The following is an 18,450-nucleotide window of genomic DNA, read 5'->3' on the forward strand; positions in this document are numbered from 1 at the left end:
CGACTTGCATGTGTTAAGCACGCCGCCAGCGTTCGTCCTGAGCCAGGATCAAACTCTCCAATGAAAAAATATCACCAACCACCACCCACAACAACAGGCAGCAGCACAGGCAACCACATCAAAGAATCCAAAACAAACCCCAACAAACCAACTGACTTCCATCAGATGATCAATCGAAATCAATCAAAGGAATCAATAAATCCGACACACAACCAAGTTGTGCATCAACCAACAAAATTATTGACTAAAAAATAGACACACTGTTGAGTTCTCAAACATCACACACGACCCGCACCAGGACTCACACCCCGGCTTGGAGCACTTGCTCTACATTACTCTTTCCATCGTCGGTGTCAATTCCGACTCTTTCGGAGCAACGATTCTTTCCATCTCCTTCTGGAGACTTCCCGAACCGCCAGACACCCGCTCTCGCGGAGGCCCTGGTGAATTGTAGACCCTTGGGGCCACTCGGTCAAGACCGCCGATCGACTAGCAATCAACTCATTCCTGATCTTTCACCAAGCCGTAACCCCGAGGGGGAACGGCCGAGGGCCAACTATGCCGCGCCTCTGGCCGGAGTGCAAGTCGGTCCGGCAGCTGCGCGGATCCGGGTGGACAGGCGGTCCGGATGGCTGCGCCGGCGGCCCCTGGCACTCCCCTCGACACCGGGGTGGTGCACCCGCCCATAGACTCGGTCCTGTGCCTGCCCTGCCTTCCCTGTCGCGCCGCTGCTGTGGAGTGCTTGCCGCTGCAGTGGCCGGATGTCTGTTCGTGACGGGTTGCCAACGGCCGACCGTCGATGACCCGCAGCCCAGCGTTGCGACGATGTCTGCGCACAGTAGTTTTCCCGCGACAGCGTCACCCTTCTCCGGCGATGTCGCCCCTCACATCGTCGACGAGCTCGTCCAGGCGGCCGGCGGTGCACCTGTGACCAAGGTCGACATCACCTCCAAGCAGGTCAGTGTCACAGTGCGGGTCGGAGCCACTGCGCAGATCTGGAGCTGGCAGGCCGGCCAGATCAGCTCCACCCAGGCGGCCAGCTCGCAGACCGTCTCGAGGCCCTTCAACCCCGACAGCTTCGCCCTGGAGCGCATCTCCCAGATGCTCAGCACTGCCGCCTCGGTTGCCGGCTCGCGGAAGAACCAGGAGCTCCAGGTCCTGGAATACAACCAGGGGGTGGTGCTGATCTCGGTCTCCACCCGACCCGAGACCGCTCCGGTCTTCTTCCGTCCGAACGGCAGCCTCATCAACACGGTGGACTTCGCAACCACTGCGGGGATGACCGAGGCCCTCAGGGATGCGGTGGACGGGTCCCGTCAGGTGCTGGCGATCAGCTACCAGTCGGGCAAGGGGGTGATGGTCGACACCCCCTCGGGCACTGACGGAATCATGGTGCGCCGTACCCGACCCGCTGCCCTGCCCGCGTGGGCGGTCGAACGTCGGGGCGACACCAGTGCTCAGCTGTTCAGCCCCAGCGACATCTCCCCCACCGTGCTGGCGGGCCTGATGGCCCAGATCCCGATCACCCTCGGCAAGGCCCCGTTGGCCTCCCAGCTGTCCTTCCGTATCGACATGTCGGACAAGCGGTCACTGCCGACCATCCACTTCTCCCTGGACGGCGCCACCGTCGTCACCGACATCACCGGGAAGGACATCACCTCGCAGGTCAGATGAGCCCGTCTTCGGCAGCTGCGCCTCCGGTGGTTGAATGGAAAACGTGCTGGTAGTCGCGATAGGAGCACCGGGGAGCGGGCAATCCCTCGCTTTTCGTGTGCCCCACGGCATGAACCCGCACCAGGAACTCTGGCGTCGGGGGCTGGTTGCCAAGGAGTACCTGTCGGCTGATCTGTCCGATTCCGAGGTCACGATCACGGTCCGGGTGATGCCGCGAACCTCCCGTTCCCGGCCACCCAGGAACCGCCCCGGCGTCCCCGATCTGGCCAAGGATCGCAGGCCCGGGGAGCCGATCAGGCTCTACCAGCGACTTGCTGCCTATGCGGTGGTCCGTTCGAGTCTGGGTCTGCTGGGTACCGAGTGCTCCACGGTCACGGCGGTGCCGGGGCTGTGGGCCCTGCCAGGTGGCGGGATCGAGAAGGGGGAGTCCCCAGCCCAGGCGGTCACTCGTGAGGTGATGGAGGAGTCGGGTCAGACGGTGCGGCTCAATCGCATCATCGATCTGCAGTCCGACCACTGGATCGGACGTGCTCCATCCGGGGGCCTGGAGGACTTCCACGCCCTTCGCATCATCTACAGCGCCACCAGCAAGGAGCCGACCGAGCCGGTCGTCCTGGACGTCGGCGGTACCACCACCCGGTCGCGCTGGATCCCGATCTGGAGGTGGCGCAGGCTGCCCTGGGGGGCGGCCACCCGGTCCTGCCTGGAGCACCACCTGCATGACGTGCCCCCCACCTGACCGATCACCCGATCGGTGCGGTGTCCGGCGGCCCGGTGGTCGCCGGGTCCACAGCCCCCGGACGCGACTCGGCCCCGGCTTGGAATAGCCGGGGTCGAGTCGCGTCCGGGCCTGTCACGGCAGGCCGGGATGAGCCGAGGATCAGTTGGACCTGAAGTAGCTGAGAATCCGCAGGATCTCGGTGTACAGCCACACCATCGTCACCGCGACGCCGAAGGCCGCCCGCCAGGACTCGCTCGCCGGAGCCTGGTTCCGCACTCCTTGCTCGGCGCTGTCGAAGTCGACAACCAGGTTCATCGCCGCCAGCACGACGCCGATCGCCGAGCCGAGAATCGGCAGCCAACCGGCGCCGGCGCCGAAGGCGCGCAGACCGAGGCCGGCCGGGACGAAGAAGGCCATCACGAGGTTGGCCAGCATCGCGACAGCGAACCCGATGGTGGCGATGGTGACCACCTGACGGAACCGGCTGGTCACCCGGATGTTGAGGAACTTGTAGGCCGCCAGGGTGACGCCGGCCGCGCAGAAGGTCCCGAGCACCGCCTGGACGACGATGCCGGGGAACATCCTCTCGAAGATGGCGGAGATGGCGCCGATGAAGACACCCTCGATCACGGCATAGGCGATCACCCCGGCCACCGGGACCTTGGCCCGGCTCGCCACGATCATCACGGTGACGAAGCCGACCAGGGCCGACAGCAGGGCGGCTCCACCTGCCAGACCCGGCCGGTCGATGACCCCGAGATAGGTCACCACGCCGATCGCGAAGATGGTGAGCAGCACCAGACCGGTCTTGGCGACGACGTCGTCGAAAGTCATCACCGGTTGGGACTGCTGAGCGTATGGGTCGTAGCCGGGCCCGGCCGCGGCGGGCTGGCCACCCCAGGACTGAGACTGCTGATATCCCTGCTGGCCCTGCCAGACCTGCTGATTGCTGTGAGGCTGGAAGGCCTCAGCACGGGCGAAGACGGGATTGCCCATCATGTACCTCCTGTTATGTCACCTGGTCGCCAGTCTATCGAGGCGGCAAAGGCGACCGGGCTCGGCCGCAGGAGTTCCTGGTCGCCTCAGGGGCGGCTCAGACCCTGGCACCAGGACCCGGGGCATCGCTGTGTGCCTGACTTGCGCCCGATGGTGAGCCTCCAATAGTGTTCATCGTCGATGTCGGGCGGATGATCCGCCGGGCACCATGCGGACGTGGCTCAGTTGGTAGAGCATCACCTTGCCAAGGTGAGGGTCGCGGGTTCGAGTCCCGTCGTCCGCTCGGAGAAGGTCTTTCGGACCTGGATCCAAGACGGCTCGTCACGATGATCGGCACCGATCACCGGCACCGGCGATCGTGGTGGAGTGGCCGAGAGGCGAGGCAACGGACTGCAAATCCGTGCACACGGGTTCAAATCCCGTCTCCACCTCGGGCGATTGGCGCAGCGGTAGCGCGCTTCCCTGACACGGAAGAGGTCGCCAGTTCAAACCTGGCATCGCCCACCACGAGGCTGTCTGATGTCGGCCCGGTTGCTCAGGGCACTGCCCCATGGCGGAGGTCGACGCCTCTGGTCACTCAGGCCGCAGGCCCGGTGGTCAGAGTCACCGACGCCGTGTGACTCACTCCCTGGCTGTCGGTCCAACCCAACGTCACCGTCGAACCCGGCCGGTAGCCGGCCAGCGCACTGCTGAGGCCCGAGGCCGTGGAGATCGTTCTCCCGCCGATCGAGGTGATGGTGTCACCGGCTTCCAGGCCGGCCTGCGCGGCCGGCGTGCCGTCGATCACCTCGGCCACCTGCGCGCCACTGACCGTGCTCGAGGTGGCGGCCTGGCCCTGCTGGCCCTCCCCCCCCTGCTGCCGACGAGGTGGTGCTGGTCGCGCTGGCGACCTCGACTCCCAGGAAGGCCGGGTAGCCGAGGGTGACACCGTCGCCCTCCTTGCCGCTCTCGACCTGGCTGACGACCTTGAGGGCGTTCTCGATCGGGATGGCATAGGCGACCACGGCGGTCGTGCCGCTGGAGGCCGCCGTCGTCATCCCGACCACCTCACCCTCGGTGTCCAGGAGAGCACCACCGGAGTCACCGGAGACGACATCGGCGGAGATCTGGATCATGTCGTCCAGGGACTCGCTGCCGACGGTTCCCTCCGCCGACGTGGTCACTGTCGAGTTGAGCGCGCTGATCACTCCCGATGCGGCCATCAACGTCCCCTGACCCTCGGCATTGCCGACAGCGGTGACCTGCTGGCCGACGGACTCGGCGTCCTTGTCCTGCTTGACCGTGGTGAGTCCCGACGAGCCGGTGAGCTTCAGCACAGCGATGTCCTCGCTGGTGTCGGTGCCGACGACGGTCGCGGGGTAGGACTTCCCGGTGGCGGGCACGGTCACGGTGATCCTGGTGGCCCCCTCGATGACATGGTTGTTGGTCAGCACGGTCCCGTTGCTGGTGAGGACCATGCCCGTGCCGGCGGCACTCTCGTCGGCGTAGCTGAGCGTGGTGTTGATGGTGACGACCCCGGCCGACTGCTCACTGGTGGCGGTGACCGCCTCGCTCTGGGTCTGACCGGAATCCTGCTGCCAGGAATCCTGCTGCCAGGAATCCTGCTGCCCGGAATCCTGCTGGCCGGAGTCGTCCTGCCCGGACTGCCCGTACTCGTTGTGCCCCGTGGAGTCCTGACCCGAGCCCGGCCAACCGGAGGGATCGTTCCATCTCCCGCCCGACACCACGGCATCCTGCCCGCTGGTGATCACCGAGGACGCGACCTGCCCGCCAACGACCAGCGGAACCCCCAGGGCCAGCGCCAGGACCGGCGCCAGCCCCGAGACCATCGCCGTGAGTCGGGTTCTCCTGCGTCGCCTGAGCGGACCGCCGCCCTGCGGTGTGGTGACTTCCGTCGGCAGCTGGTCCGCCTGGTCGTGCTGGTGCCCGCTCATGGTGATCTCCTCGCTCGTGTGCCACCTGAGGAGATCCCACCGCGACAAACCATGAGGAGAATGAGGAGAAGCTGTCTCCTGCTGAGGACAGGCTCGCGACGAACCTTCTGAGAACCTGTGGACCAGCTGTTCTCGGCGGCCGCATCCTCGCGGTGGTGCCCCCGGCGGGACTCGAACCCGCACTTGAGCGGGTTTAAGCCGCCTGCCTCTGCCGTTGGGCTACGAGGGCCGGTCAGCCGATCAACAGCCGACGGGCGATACCGTCCAGAATATCGGTCTCCGAGACGATCAACTGGTCAGCTCCCATCCGGGTCCCGATCTCGGCCATGATGAGAGCCCCGGCACAGATCACCTCGGCGCGACGGCGCTTCAACGGGCCCATCGTCAGGACCTGATCCACCGTCGAACTGAGCAGCCGACTCGCCAGTTCCGTCAGATCGGATCGGCTCAACCGCGATCCGTGGACCTTCTGCCGGTCGTAGACGGTCAGGTCCTGATGAATCGCCGAGAGGCTGGTCACAGTTCCGGCGACCCCGATCACGGTGGCTGCGACGCTCGGATCCACCTGAGCCGTATCCAACATCTCGCGCACCAGGTCACGGGCGGCGTCGATCTCGCCGGCGGTGGGCGGATCCCCGTGCAGGAACCGTTCCCGGAGCCGCACCGAACCGATGTCCAGGCTCACCGAACGGTCGACGATCGGCGTCCCCTCCCCGTCGCGGTGTCCGAGTACCAGCTCGGTCGAGCCGCCTCCGCAGTCGATCACCAGTACCGGCTCCGCGGTGACCTCGATCCCCGACATCGCGCCGGCGAACGACAGTGCCGCCTCCTCGGTACCGGGCACCACCTCCGGATCGACGCCCAGGCGGGCGCGCACTCCGGCGGCGAAGGCGTCCCGGTTGGAGACATCACGGGCAGCCGAGGTGGCCACGAACCGCACTCGGTCGCAGCCCTGCTCCGAGATCGCCCCGGCGTACTGGTCGCAGGCCGCGAAAGTACGCTCCAGGGCGGCGGGGCTGAAGGCCCCGGTGGCGTCGACCCCCTCCCCCAGTCTCACCAGTTCCAGACGTCGGTCGTACTCGACCAGGTTGCCGCGCCCCCCGTCAGAGGCGATCAGCAGCCGGATCGAGTTCGTGCCGCAGTCGATGGCGGCGACCTTGGGAGCACCGGTTGGCGCTGTCATCTGCTCTCCTCATCCTGGCCTGGGGGCTCGCTGTCCCCAGACCCGCTGCGATGCTCGGCCAGGAAGCCCTGGAGCATCTCGACGACCTCGTCGCCGATGGGGTTGACGCCGGGACCGGCCGCCAGCGCGTGAGCGGCCAGTGCGTGCAGGCACTTGACCCGGGTGGGCATCCCGCCGGCCGAGATGCCGTCGATCTCGGGGACCGGGCCCAGTCCGGCCTGCTCGGCATAGTGCCGACGATCGTTCAGATAGGCCTGATGGGCCTGCCGGTAGCGCCGGGCCAGCTCGGCGTCCTGGCCGAGGCGCTCGGTCATCCGGGCCATCTCGCCGGAGGCCTCGATGGTGCCGATTCGTGAGGCCAGCGCCGGGCAGGTGAGGTAGTAGGTGGTCGGGAAGGGGGAGTTCCCGGGCAGCCTGGGCAGGGTCGCGATGACCCCGGGACGCCCGCAGCTGCACCGCCATGCGACGCCGATCACCCCGCGCGGTTCGCGGCCGAGCTGGGCGGCGACATCGGCACGGTCCTGAGCACCGAAGGGTTCGAGATGGGTCATCGAGTCACCGCTTCCCAGTGGTAGCGACCGGCTTGTCGGCGGTTCTCACGCTGCCGGTCAGCTTCTGCCACCACGGGCTGGTGGCGGTGGTCGTGGCGGTGGATCCTGCGGAGTCCAGTTCGGCGCCGGGTCCCATCACCTTGCCATCCTTGCCGATCACCCTGAATCCGGTCTCCCCCGGCACCACCCAGCCCAGCTGGCTTCGTGCCTGGGAGCGGACGTAGTCCGGATCGTCCCATCGCTCGAGCTCATCGCGGAGGCTGTCGATGGACTGGCTCGTCTGGGCCTGCTGGGCGGTGAGATCGGCCAGCTCGGAGCGTTGCTTGAAGTAGACGCCCAGGCTCGGGGTGATCATCACGATCACCATCACCACCGCGGCGGCCAGGATGAAGGCCCTCGATGTGAGGCTCAGACGCCCCAGCCCGAGCAGCGTCCGAGGCTGTCGGCGAGAGCTGGAGGATCCGCCCTTGCCAGCTCTGCCGGCCGGACCCGTCCTCTCGTCGGGGGTCGACCTCCCGGTACCGGCTGCCGGCTCGGCGCGGGCCATCCGGCGGCTCGAGGCACCGGCATTGCGTACGTGGGTGTTAGGGCGGGAGGCAGGACGCCGTGCCCCCGACCGCGGCGCACCGGCGTGCGGTCCGGTGGCGCCGCCGCGGGCACCGGAAGCGCCACCACGCAGGCCGGAGGCACTGCCGTGGGGACGGGATGCGGGGGTTCTCGGTGAGCTGGCCATCACCGTCCATGATCCCCCTGCCGCGGGGGCTCACACCAGACCGACACGGACCTGACACCAGACCGGCACCGGCCTCACCTCCCGACAGCGGCCGGTCCGCCACCGACAAGTCGTCCCTCGGCAGACCGCCGACCCGGCAGAAGGGCCCTTCCCATCAGGGCCTCTCCACAGAACCCAATGACACAAAGGCCCTCGACACACAGCCATGGCCCGGAGTCCTGATGGACTCCGGGCCATGGCTGTGGATCAGCCGGGGAACCGCACCGGACCCACAGCGGGTCGAATGCGGCTCAGCGGCGAATCAGGCCTTGAACCGCGGGAAGGCGGAGGCACCGGCGAACACTGCCTCGTCGTCGAGCTCCTCCTCGATGCGCAGCAGCTGGTTGTACTTGGCAATCCGCTCGCCGCGGGCCGGAGCGCCGGACTTGATCTGACCGGTGCCCAGGGCGACGGCCAGGTCGGCGATCGTGGTGTCCTCGGTCTCACCGGAACGGTGGGACATCATGCAGCTGAACCCGTTGCGGTGGGCCAGCTCCACGGCGTCGATGGTCTCCGACAGGGAGCCGATCTGGTTCACCTTGACCAGCAGGGCGTTGGCGGCCTTGAGGTCGATGCCCTTCTGGAGTCGCTTCGGGTTGGTGACGAACAGGTCGTCGCCGACGATCTGGATCCTGTCGCCGAAGCGGGCGGTGAAGGCCTGCCAGCCGTCCCAGTCCTCCTCGTCGAGGGGATCCTCGATGGAGACCAGCGGGTAGTTGGAGATGAGCTTCTCGTAGTACTCGATCATCTCGGCCGAGGAGCGCTTCTGACCCTCGTAGAGGTACTTGCCGTCCTCGTAGAACTCGGAGGAGGCGACGTCCAGTGCCAGCGCGACGTCCTTCCCGGGCTCATAGCCGGCAGCCTTGATGGCGTCCTCGATGAGGTCGAGGGCGGCAGCATTGCTCGGCAGATCGGGGGCGAAGCCGCCCTCGTCGCCCAGGCCGGTGTTGAGGCCCTTGTCCTTGAGGACCTTCTTCAGGGCGTGGTAGACGTTCGCGCCGATCTGGTAGGCCTCGGCGAAGGAGCCGGCGCCGATCGGGGCGATCATGAACTCCTGGATGTCGACGTCGGAGTCGGCGTGGGCTCCACCGTTGAGGATGTTCATCATCGGGACGGGCAGCACGTGAGCGTTCGGGCCGCCGAGGTACTGGTACAGCGGCAGGTCGGCGGATGCCGCAGCGGCGCGTGCCGCAGCCAGCGAGACGCCGAGAATGGCGTTGGCGCCGAGCTTGCCCTTGTTGTCGGTGCCGTCGAGCTCGATCATGGCGGCGTCGATGGCGCGCTGCTCGGAGGCGTCGTAGCCGAGAACCTCCTCGGCGATCTTCTCCTTGACGTTCTCAACGGCCTTGAGGACACCCTTGCCGCCGAACTGAGACTCATCCCCGTCACGCAGCTCGACCGCCTCGAAGGCGCCGGTGGAGGCTCCCGAGGGAACAGCGGCCCGGGCCTCAGTGCCGTCGTCGAGGACGATCTCGACCTCGACAGTGGGATTGCCACGGGAATCGAGAATCTGGCGAGCGTCGATGAATTCGATGGTTGCCATTGGCCAACCTTTCACATGGATAGTCTTTCGCCCCCAAGCCTAACCGAGGCCGGCCACGACACGCCCGGCAGGTCGCAAATCCTCAGTCCTGGACCTCACTGCCGCGTAGGTGGGGGTCAGGCGCACCGTCGGGCCGGTGCTCGGCGAGGCGCACCCGCGACTCCAGGCGGCGCACCGCATCGCGGGTGGCCTGATCGGCGTCCACCCCGCTGGCATGGGCCCTGGCAGCCAGCGCGAGGATCCGGTCGCCGACCTGTTCGGCGCTGATCGGCTCGGTGGGCAGGGCCACCGGCACCTGGTGCTTGCGCATCCGGGCGACCACCTTGACGGCCCGGGCCAGCGCCGACAGCGACTCGGCTATCCCGTCCAGGCTCGAGACCCGGCCCTTCTCGGCGGTCTTGCGCGCCTCCCAGCTGCGATCCAGATCGTCGGGTACCGGGGCGTCGGCGAAGACATGGGGGTGACGCCGTCGCAGCTTGGTGACGATTCCCCCGGCCACCTCACGGATCGAGAATCGACCCTGCTGCTCGGCGATCCTGGAGTGCAGCACCACCTGGAGGAGCAGGTCGCCGAGTTCCTCGACCAGATCCTCATCGGTGCCGATCTCCACGGCGTCGACCACCTCCCCCGTCTCCTCGATGAGGTAGGTGACCAGGCTGCGATGGGTCTGGCGGGCGTCCCAGGGGCACTGGTCGCGCAGCAGCGCCACCAGATCGACCAGCTCCCCAAGGCTGGCGGTGGGGCGCTGCAGCTCGGCCGCCGACCCCTCCGGATCCAAGGTCACGAACGGGTACCGGACCACAGATTCGACAGCGAGGAGCTGCCGGCCACCAGCAGTTCCTCGGACTGCCATCCGCCCAACCTGGGGTTGACCTGGACGTCGAGGTCCCCGATCTGGGCCATCAGGGTCTTCTCATCGGTGGTCTGGACGACGGCATAGAGGGAGGCCAGGCTGCGACCCATCTGGTGGCAGGTCGGGTTGGACTCCAGCACGGTGAGGTCGTTGGCCTTGAGCACCTCGTCACGGGCCGCAGTGCTCAGGGTGCGCCCCGACCGGGCCAGCAGGGCCTCCCCCACCGCCCCCCGGGTGACGGTGGTGGCGATCACCTGACGTGGGGTCATGGTGTCGGAGACCGCCAGCGAGGAACATGCGTCCAGGTCCTTCTGGAAGGTCTCCATCGAGACCTTCTGGTCACCGACCTCCACGGCTGTCGAGGAGGAGGGCACGCATCCGGCCAGCGAGCCGGCTGCAAGAGTCGTCACCGCCACCGCCGCGACCACTCTGGTCGGGCGGGACACTCGGCCGGTGAGCCGGGCGAAGTAGGTCATCGTGGAGTCTCCTGACTGGTGTCTGGCGCCGGCCCGCAGAACTGCCGTCGCGCCTGCGATCCTACGACCCCTCATCCGACCCGGGCCGGGCTTTTCGAGGTTCCGGCGGCCTGGCCCGCCGATCCGGCCCCGGCCGGTTGGGGCACCGCGAGAATGTCGGTGACCACGGCACGGGCCCAGTCCAGCAGTTCGGCCCCGGCCAGTGGACGCCCCCCGACCCTGGCGGTGCGCGGCTTGGGGACCAGGACCAGCCCGGCGGCGTCCTTGACGGTCGAGCCGGGGTGCAGCCGCTTGAGCCGCATCGTCCGCGACTCCGGAAGGTGGATCGGGGAGAACCGGATCGAGGAGCCTGTGGGCACCACCTCCCGGATTCCATGGGCCCGGCACAGCAGCCGGAACCGGGCGACGCCGAGCAGCGCCTCCACGGCCTCGGGCAGTGGACCGTAACGGTCCAGCAACTCGTCGCGGATGGCGTCCACCTCATCATCGGAGCGCACTTCGGCGAGCCTCTTGTACATCTCCAGTCGCAGCCTCTCGGACTCGACGTAATCGACCGGCAGATTGGCGTCGACCGGCAGCTCGATGCGCATCTCGGGTTCCTCGGCGGTGGTGTCCCCGCGGAACTCGGCCACGGCGTCCCCCACCAGCCGGATGTACAGGTCGAAACCGACGTCGGCGATGTGGCCCGACTGCTCCCCGCCGAGCAGATTGCCCGCCCCGCGGATCTCCAGATCCTTCATCGCGATGGCCATCCCGGCGCCCAGGTCAGTGTGCTGGGCCATCGTGGCCAGCCGGTCGTGGGCGGTCTCGGTGAGCGGCTTGTCCGGCGGGTAGAGGAAGTAGGCGTAGCCCCGCTCGCGGCTACGCCCGACCCGGCCGCGCAGCTGGTGGAGCTGGGACAGCCCCATCCGGTCGGCGCGGTCGACGATCAGGGTGTTGGCCGTGGAGATGTCCAACCCGGACTCCACGATGGTGGTGCACACCAGGACGTCGGCGCGCCGCTCCCAGAAGTCCACCATGATCTGTTCCAGCTGCTTCTCGTTCATCTGGCCGTGGGCTGTGGCCACCCTGGCCTCGGGTACCAGTTCGCGCAGCTTCGCGGCGGTCTTCTCGATGTCCTGCACCCGGTTGTGGATGAAGAAGACCTGACCCTCGCGGGCCAGTTCGCGGCGGATCGCGGCGACCACCTGGCCATCGTCCTGGGGTCCGGCGAAGGTGAGCACCGGATGACGCTCCTCCGGCGGGGTGGCGATGGTGCTCATCTCACGAATCCCGGTGACGGCCATCTCCAGGGTGCGCGGGATCGGGGTGGCACTCATCGACAGCACGTCGACGTCGACCCGGAGCTTCTTCAGCTGTTCCTTGTGCTCGACGCCGAAGCGCTGCTCCTCGTCGATGATCACCAGGCCCAGATCCTTGAATCTCATGGTCTCCGAGAGCAGCCGGTGGGTGCCGACCACCACGTCGATGGTCCCTCTCTCCAGGCCCTGCCTGACCTCGCGGGCCTGGGCCTCGGTCTGGAACCGGGACAGCGAGGCGACCGTGACCGGGAAACCGGCGTAGCGCTCCGTGAAGGTCTGGGTGTGCTGCTGGACCAGCAGCGTGGTGGGCACCAGGATGGCGACCTGCTTGCCGTCCTGAACGGCCTTGAAGGCGGCCCGGACGGCGATCTCGGTCTTGCCGTAACCGACATCCCCGCAGACCAGCCGGTCCATCGGGACGACCTGCTCCATGTCCTCCTTGACCTCGGCGATGGTGGTGAGCTGGTCGGGGGTCTCGACGTAGGCGAAGGCGTCCTCCAGGTCGTGCTGCCAGGGGGTGTCGGGGCCGAAGGCATGGCCCTTGGTGGCCTGCCGGGCGGCGTAGAGCTTGATGAGTTCGGCGGCGATCTTGCGGACCGCCTTGCGGGCCTTGGCCTTGCGCCTCTTCCAGTCCGCCCCGCCCATCTTGTCCAGGGCCGGGGCGTCGGAGCCGACATAGCGGGTGATCTGGTCCAGGGAGTCCATCGGGACGAAGAGCCGGTCGCCGGGCTGTCCCCTGCGGGCCGGGGCGTACTCGATGACCATGTACTCGCGGGTGGCCCCGGCCACCGTGCGCTGGATCATCTCGACGTAGCGGCCGACGCCGTGCTGCTCATGGACCACCAGCTCCCCGGGCTTGAGCTCCCGGGGCTGGATCTGGTTCCGACGCCTGGCCGGCATCTTGCGGGTGGCTCGGTCGGTGGACTCGGCCTGACCGGTGAGATCCGCGGTGCCGTGGACCACCAGTTCGAGCCGTTCGGCGCGGAACCCCTGACGCTGGTGGGCACGAACGATGTGGACGACGCCGCCCGACGGGTTCTGCCGGCCGGCGTGAGAGGGGTCCTCGGCAGCGGCGGCCGGCAGATCGGCAGGCTCGGTGAGGTCGGCCTCGATGGTGGCCGGTACGTCGTGCTCGGCCAGCAGCTCGGCCATCCGGTGGGCCAGCCCCTCCCCCTCCACCGCCAGTACCACGGTCCAGCCGGCGGACAGCCGTCCCGACATCGACGCCACCGCCGAGTCGACATCGCCATGCCAGGGATCGACCTCCTCGAGTTTGAGGTCCAGGCTGTCGGGGGCGTCGGCGAACTGGATCTCGTCGGCCTCATCGGGATCCGCTGACTCGACCCCGGAGCTGAAGGCCGACAGGGACCACCAGCTCATGCCGCGCTGCAGGGCATGGTCGCGGACCTCCACGAGGCTGCGGTAGCCGGAGGAGGCCAGGTCGATCGGCGCCGCGCCACCGGAGGCCGCAGCCGCCCAGCCGGCGTTGAGGAACTCCTCGGAGGTGCGCACCAGCTCGGCTGCGCGGGTCCGGATCAGTTCGGGATCGCAGGCCAGCACCATCGCCTCGGCGGGCAGCACGTCGACCAGCAGCTCGATCCTGTCGACCAGGGCCGGGATGAGGGCCTCCATCCCCTCGACGGCCTGGCCCTGGCCGATCCTCTCGAGCATGTCGGCCAGCTCAGGGTGGTCGGGGATCAGGGCGCGGGCCCTGGCGCGCACCTGGTCGGTGAGGATCAGTTCGCGGCACGGTGCGGCGGTGACGGCCTCGTGCACCTCGTCGGTGGAGCGCTGGTCGGCCACCGAGAAGGACCGGATCTCCTCCACCTCGTCGCCGAAGAAGTCGATCCGCACCGGGTGGTCCAGGACCGGCGGGAAGAGGTCGAGGATCCCGCCGCGTACCGCGAACTCGCCGCGGCGCTCGACCATGTCGACGCGCAGATAGGCGGCCTCGACGAGGTCCTGGGAGAGCTGGGTGAGGTCGTACTGCCCACCGGTCCGGATGAGCACCGGTTCGACGGTGCCCAGACCGGCCACCTGGGGCTGCAGAACCGCCCTGATCGGGGCGACGATGACCTTCGGGGGCCGCTGCCCGCCGGTGCCGAGTACCCGCCTCAGCACGGCCAGCCGGCGTCCCACGGTGTCGGAGCGGGGGCTCAGGCGCTCATGCGGAAGGGTCTCCCAGGACGGGTAGTAGCAGACCTCGTCGGCACCCAGCCAGGATTCCAGGGTGGCGGTGACCTCCTCGGCCTGCCGGAAGGTGGAGGTGACCATCAGGATCGGCAGTCCCCGGCCCGATCCCTCGAAGGCATCGGCCAGCACGGCGGCCACCGCCGGCCGGGAGGGGGCCGCGGCGGTGAGGTCCAGGGCCCGGACGTGACCGGTCAGGCCATCGCGGATCACCCGGTTCAGCACGGGTTCACGGGACAGCAGGGAGACCAGACCAGCAAGAGGCACCCGCACACTCTACGTTGCCCGCTACCGGGGTTCTAACTGTTGAAACGGTTCTGGGCGGCTGCCAGACCCTCGGTCATCAGGTACTCGACGGCGTCCGCGGCCAACCGGACCTGGCCGCCGACCTCCGCCTTCTCCCGTGAGGCGAATCCCTTGAGCACATAGTCGGCAGGGTCCTGGTGACCCGGGGGGCGACCCACCCCGATCCGGACCCGGAGGAAGTCGCCGCTGTGCAGGTGGGCGCGGATCGACCTCAGGCCGTTGTGGCCGTTGTCCCCGCCACCGGCCTTGACCCGGAGCTGTCCCAGGTCCAGGTCGATCTCGTCGTGGACGACGATGATCTGTTCGACCGGGACGCGGGCGAAGTCGGCGACCTTTCGCACTGCGATCCCCGACTCGTTCATATAGGTCCGGGAGCGCATCAGGATGACGGCCTCGGACTGAGCCGCCGGAACTGCCAGGCCTGCTGCTGAGATCCGGGTGCGGGCCAGCTCGGCCCGCTGACCGCGGGCCGAGCTGAGAGACAGCCCGGCCCGTCGGCACAGCTCCTCGACGACCATCGCGCCGACATTGTGGCGCGTCCCGGCGTAGGTCGGACCGGGGTTTCCCAGCCCGGCCACCAGCCAGGTGCGAGTCACTCCTCGGCGTCCTCAGGGGCAGCCTCGGCGTCCTCGGCCTCGGCGTCCTCATCGGTGGCCTCCGGCTCCTCGACGGGCTCGGCGGCAGGAATGACGATCGAGATGGCGACCGACTCGGGATCGGCGGCCAGCTCGACGCCCTCGGGCAGCGCAACCTCACCCAGGGTGATGCTGTGGCCGGCCGGCAGGTCGGTGACGTCGACGGTGAGGCTCTCGGGGATGTTCAGCGGATCGGCGTTGACCTCGACCTCGTTGACGTCGACGGTCGCGACGGTGCCCTGCTCGGGCTCGCCCTCGACGCGCAGCGACACGGTGACGGTGACCTTCTCGCCGCGGCGCACGGTGATCAGGTCGACGTGGGTGACGAAGCCGGTGAAGATGTCACGCTGGACGTCCTTCGGCAGGGCCAGCTGGGGCTCGTCGCCCTCGACCTCGATCGACAGCAGCGGGTTCTCGGCGCGCAGCGCCAGCAGGGTCGCGTGACCCGGCAGGGTGACGTGGATGGGGTCGGTGCCGTGACCGTACATCACGGCGGGGACCAGGTCGGCACGGCGGATGCGGCGGGCCGCACCCTTACCGAACTCGGTGCGCTTGCCAGCTTTGAGGGTGATGACGTCAGCCATGTGTTTCTCCTACTCGGAACCGATCGATGGGCTCGACGAGTGGGATATCCAGAGTTCCTCTGAACGGCCAGTCGATCACGGACCTTCCGGTCCCTCGCCAAGCATCAAGAAGTGTACAGCGTCCTCGGCCAGGACCGGAAACGCAGCCAGACGGTGTCGTCCCCGCCGGGGACGACACCGTCTGGCTCGGCTCAGCGGAACAGCTGGGCCACCGAGCCGTCCTCGAAGACCTGCTGGATCGCCTTGGCGATCAGCGGGGCGATGGACAGCACCGTCATCTCGGGAATGTCGACGCCATCGGCGGGAAGGGTGTTGGTGACGATGAGCTCCTCGATCGGCGAGGCCTTGATGCGATCGGCCGCCGGCCCGGAGAGCACCGGGTGGGTGGCAGCCGCGATGACCTTGGCCGCCCCGTGCTCCTCGAGTGCCTTGGCGGCCTGGCAGATCGTTCCGCCGGTGTCGATCATGTCGTCGACGAGGATGCAGGTCTTGCCGGCCACCTTGCCGACCACCTCGTGGGTGGTCGCCTCATTGGCCTTGGTGGGATCGCGGCGCTTGTGGATGATGGCCAGCTGGCAACCCAGCTTGTCCGTCCACATGTCGGCCAGCCGAACCCGGCCGGCGTCCGGGGAGACGATCACGACGTCCTCGTGTCCGTACTTCTCGCGGACGTAGTCCGACAGCACCGGCAGGGACCAGAGGTGGTCGACCGGACCGTCGAAGAAGCCCTGGATCTGTGCGGCGTGCAGGTCCACCGCCATGATGCGGTCGGCCCCGGCCGCGGTGAACAGGTCGGCCATCAGACGAGCCGAGATGGGCTCGCGACCCAGGTGCTTCTTGTCCTGGCGGGCGTAGGGGTAGAACGGCGCCACCACGGTGATCCGCTTGGCCGAGGCCCGCTTGAGGGCGTCGATCATGATGAGCTGTTCCATCATGGCCTCGTTGACCGGGGCGCAGTGGGACTGCACGACGAAGGCGTCGCAGCCGCGCACCGACTCCTGGAACTGGACGTAGATCTCAGAGTTGGCGTAGGTGACCTGGCGGGAGGGCACCAGACCGACCCCCAGTTCCTTGGCGATCTCCTCTGCGAGTTCGGGATATGCCCGTCCCGAACACAGCATCAGGTGTTTGTTGTTGGGTCGTGTGGCACCGCTCACGAATGTTCCTCCGGCGTGGAAATGTGGTCTCGGCTGTCGGACCGGGGGTCCGAGTCTGAGGAGGGGGCGGCCTGCCCCCGGTGCCGGGCCACCCAGCCCGAGCTGATGTGGCCGCGGTCCCTGGCGATCGCCAGAGCCCCCTCGGGCACATCCTCGGTGATCGCCGAACCGGCGGCCAGGAAGGCGCCTGCGCCCACACTGACCGGGGCGACCACCACGACATTGGAACCGACGAAGGCGCCATCACCGATGCTGCTGGTGGCGGTGGACTGCCCGTCGTTGTTGGCGAACACTGCACCGGCACCGACCGTGACCTCATGGCCGATCACCACGTCCCCGGCGTAGACCAGCCGCGGGATGGATGTGCCGGCACCCAGATGGGCGTTCTTGGTCTCCACGAAGGCACCGATCTTGGTGCCCTGGTCGAGCACCGTACCCGGTCGCAGATTGGCGTAGGGCCCCACCCGGACGCCCTGTCCGAGCACCGCGAGGGTGGCGTCGGTGCGGGTCACCACGGCGTCCTCGCCGACCTCGCAGTCGGTCAGCGTGGTGTCGGGCCCGATGACGGCTCCCGATCCGATGCTGGTGGCCCCGTTGAGATGGCTGCCGGGAAGGACCGTGACGTCCTGGCTGAGGTCGACATCGGGCTGGATCCAGGTGCTGGAGGGGTCGGCGATGGTGACGCCGTCGCGCATCCAGCGCTCCAGGATCCGACGGTTCATCTCGACGTTGACACGCGACAGCTGGACCCGGTCGTTGACCCCCTCGGTCTGCCACAGGTCCTCGGTGCGATAGGCCGCCACCCCGGACCGCTCGGAGCCCTCGCCGCGGATGCTGCCGGCAGCCGCCATCGAGACGACGTCTGTGAGGTAGTACTCCCCCTGGGCGTTGTCATTGGACAGCGCCGCGACGCCGCGCCTCAGGGCCACCGCGTCGAAGACGTAGATGCCGGAGTTGATCTCACGGATTCGACGCTGGGCGTCGTCGGCGTCCTTGTGCTCGACGATGCCGGAGACCCGTTCACCATTGCGCAGGATCCGTCCGTAGCCGGTCGGGTCGGGCACCTCGGCGGTGAGCACGGTGGCCAGGGTGTGGGCCGCCCGATGGGCTGCGACCAGATCCTGCAGGGTTGCGGTGTCGAGCATCGGGACGTCGCCGTAGGTGACGACGACCTCCCCGGTCAGCTCGCCGAGGCCCTCCAGGGCACAACCGACCGCATGTCCGGTGCCCTTCTGCTCGGCCTGGACGGCGGTGGCGACGTCGGGGGCGTCCTCGGCCAGCTGGGCCTCGACCTGCTCGCGCAGATGGCCGACCACCACGACGAGATGCTCCGGGTTGAGCCCACGGGCGGCATTGACGGCCCACGACAGCATCGGCCGGCCGGCCACCTCGTGGAGAAGTTTCGACCGCCTCGACTTCATCCGGGTGCCCCCGCCGGCAGCCAACACGATGACAGCCGCCACACCTGTAGAGGTCGTCTGGTCGCTGGTCGTGGTCACGTTCCTCACCTCTCGCTGTGCAGAGTTGGTACTCCGGGAGTCATCCTTGCAAAGACCCTCCGGTGATCCCTGGTC

15 protein-coding genes, 4 tRNA genes, 1 rRNA gene and 1 pseudogene are annotated in these 18,450 nt (G+C 68.1%); 5 read left to right on the forward strand and 16 right to left on the reverse strand.

The annotated features are described in order from the left end of the window. Positions 1 to 64, reverse strand: a 16S ribosomal RNA gene (locus G554_RS0106800); the annotation flags it as partial. Between the two features lie 761 nt (positions 65 to 825). Here G554_RS0106800 and G554_RS15135 point away from each other — a divergent pair. Beyond that, entirely contained in the window at positions 826 to 1,674 is an 849-nt protein-coding gene (locus G554_RS15135; protein ID WP_245569985.1) for a hypothetical protein, read from the forward strand. 109 nt (positions 1,675 to 1,783) lie between these two features. Continuing rightward, the gene (locus G554_RS17175) at positions 1,784 to 2,413 is read left to right on the forward strand and encodes an NUDIX hydrolase (RefSeq protein ID WP_027587327.1); all 630 of its coding nucleotides are present in this window, start codon (positions 1,784 to 1,786) and stop codon (positions 2,411 to 2,413) included. Between the two features lie 141 nt (positions 2,414 to 2,554). On the opposite strand, the gene G554_RS0106815 is transcribed toward G554_RS17175, so the two are convergent. Continuing rightward, positions 2,555 to 3,391 carry a Bax inhibitor-1/YccA family protein gene (locus tag G554_RS0106815; RefSeq protein ID WP_027587328.1) on the reverse strand — a complete coding sequence of 279 codons (837 nt, stop codon included), beginning with the start codon at positions 3,389 to 3,391 and terminating at the stop codon, positions 2,555 to 2,557. Positions 3,392 to 3,601: 210 nt separating this feature from the next. Between G554_RS0106815 and G554_RS0106820 the strand changes: the two genes are divergently transcribed. From G554_RS0106820 to G554_RS0106830, 3 genes are all read left to right on the forward strand, one after another. Beyond that, positions 3,602 to 3,674 (forward strand) — tRNA-Gly (locus tag G554_RS0106820). 77 nt (positions 3,675 to 3,751) lie between these two features. Further along, positions 3,752 to 3,822, forward strand: a tRNA-Cys gene (locus tag G554_RS0106825). Between the two features lies 1 nt (position 3,823). Next, positions 3,824 to 3,898, forward strand: a tRNA-Val gene (locus G554_RS0106830). Positions 3,899 to 3,968: 70 nt separating this feature from the next. Here the strand turns inward: G554_RS0106830 and G554_RS18580 are convergent. From G554_RS18580 to glmU, 14 genes and pseudogenes are all read right to left on the reverse strand, one after another. Continuing rightward, complete coding sequence (locus tag G554_RS18580; RefSeq protein ID WP_084648372.1) at positions 3,969 to 4,385, reverse strand: PDZ domain-containing protein; 417 nt, start codon at positions 4,383 to 4,385, stop codon at positions 3,969 to 3,971. Then, a pseudogene (locus G554_RS16725) lies at positions 4,366 to 5,325 on the reverse strand (S1C family serine protease); the annotation flags it as partial. The pseudogene G554_RS16725 and the gene G554_RS18580, both read right to left, overlap by 20 nt. 153 nt (positions 5,326 to 5,478) lie before the next feature. Continuing rightward, positions 5,479 to 5,554, reverse strand: a tRNA-Leu gene (locus tag G554_RS0106840). 3 nt (positions 5,555 to 5,557) lie between these two features. Then, on the reverse strand, positions 5,558 to 6,508 hold the full coding sequence (locus tag G554_RS0106845; protein ID WP_027587329.1) for a Ppx/GppA phosphatase family protein: 951 nt from the start codon (positions 6,506 to 6,508) through the stop codon (positions 5,558 to 5,560). Beyond that, positions 6,505 to 7,059, reverse strand: a complete 555-nt coding sequence (locus tag G554_RS15150; protein ID WP_084648373.1) for a DUF501 domain-containing protein — start codon at positions 7,057 to 7,059, stop codon at positions 6,505 to 6,507. Before G554_RS15150 ends, G554_RS0106845 begins: the two co-directional genes overlap by 4 nt. A 4-nt stretch (positions 7,060 to 7,063) precedes the next feature. Next, on the reverse strand, positions 7,064 to 7,792 hold the full coding sequence (locus tag G554_RS18350) for an FtsB family cell division protein (RefSeq protein WP_245569986.1): 729 nt from the start codon (positions 7,790 to 7,792) through the stop codon (positions 7,064 to 7,066). Between the two features lie 301 nt (positions 7,793 to 8,093). After that, positions 8,094 to 9,374 (reverse strand): phosphopyruvate hydratase, encoded by a 1,281-nt coding sequence (gene eno, locus G554_RS0106860; protein WP_027587330.1) that lies wholly within the window; start codon positions 9,372 to 9,374, stop codon positions 8,094 to 8,096. Between the two features lie 82 nt (positions 9,375 to 9,456). After that, a complete protein-coding gene (locus G554_RS15160; protein WP_051232647.1) occupies positions 9,457 to 10,152 on the reverse strand; it encodes a nucleoside triphosphate pyrophosphohydrolase in 696 nt (231 codons plus the stop codon). 2 nt (positions 10,153 to 10,154) lie between these two features. Beyond that, entirely contained in the window at positions 10,155 to 10,703 is a 549-nt protein-coding gene (locus tag G554_RS0106870; RefSeq protein WP_051232628.1) for a hypothetical protein, read from the reverse strand. A 71-nt stretch (positions 10,704 to 10,774) separates the two neighbouring features. Further along, on the reverse strand, positions 10,775 to 14,467 hold the full coding sequence (gene mfd, locus G554_RS15165) for a transcription-repair coupling factor (RefSeq protein WP_425393345.1): 3,693 nt from the start codon (positions 14,465 to 14,467) through the stop codon (positions 10,775 to 10,777). A gap of 26 nt (positions 14,468 to 14,493) precedes the next feature. Continuing rightward, positions 14,494 to 15,096 carry an aminoacyl-tRNA hydrolase gene (pth, locus tag G554_RS0106880; RefSeq protein ID WP_027587332.1) on the reverse strand — a complete coding sequence of 201 codons (603 nt, stop codon included), beginning with the start codon at positions 15,094 to 15,096 and terminating at the stop codon, positions 14,494 to 14,496. Beyond that, positions 15,093 to 15,719 (reverse strand): 50S ribosomal protein L25/general stress protein Ctc, encoded by a 627-nt coding sequence (locus G554_RS0106885; RefSeq protein WP_027587333.1) that lies wholly within the window; start codon positions 15,717 to 15,719, stop codon positions 15,093 to 15,095. Before G554_RS0106885 ends, pth begins: the two co-directional genes overlap by 4 nt. Before the next feature lie 191 nt (positions 15,720 to 15,910). Beyond that, complete coding sequence (locus G554_RS0106890; RefSeq protein ID WP_084648375.1) at positions 15,911 to 16,876, reverse strand: ribose-phosphate diphosphokinase; 966 nt, start codon at positions 16,874 to 16,876, stop codon at positions 15,911 to 15,913. Then, positions 16,873 to 18,384 carry a bifunctional UDP-N-acetylglucosamine diphosphorylase/glucosamine-1-phosphate N-acetyltransferase GlmU gene (glmU, locus tag G554_RS0106895; protein ID WP_425393346.1) on the reverse strand — a complete coding sequence of 504 codons (1,512 nt, stop codon included), beginning with the start codon at positions 18,382 to 18,384 and terminating at the stop codon, positions 16,873 to 16,875. Before glmU ends, G554_RS0106890 begins: the two co-directional genes overlap by 4 nt. Positions 18,385 to 18,450 lie beyond the last annotated feature (66 nt).

It is taken from the genome of Acidipropionibacterium thoenii DSM 20276 (assembly GCF_000423445.1).
Lineage (GTDB): Bacteria > Actinomycetota > Actinomycetes > Propionibacteriales > Propionibacteriaceae > Acidipropionibacterium > Acidipropionibacterium thoenii.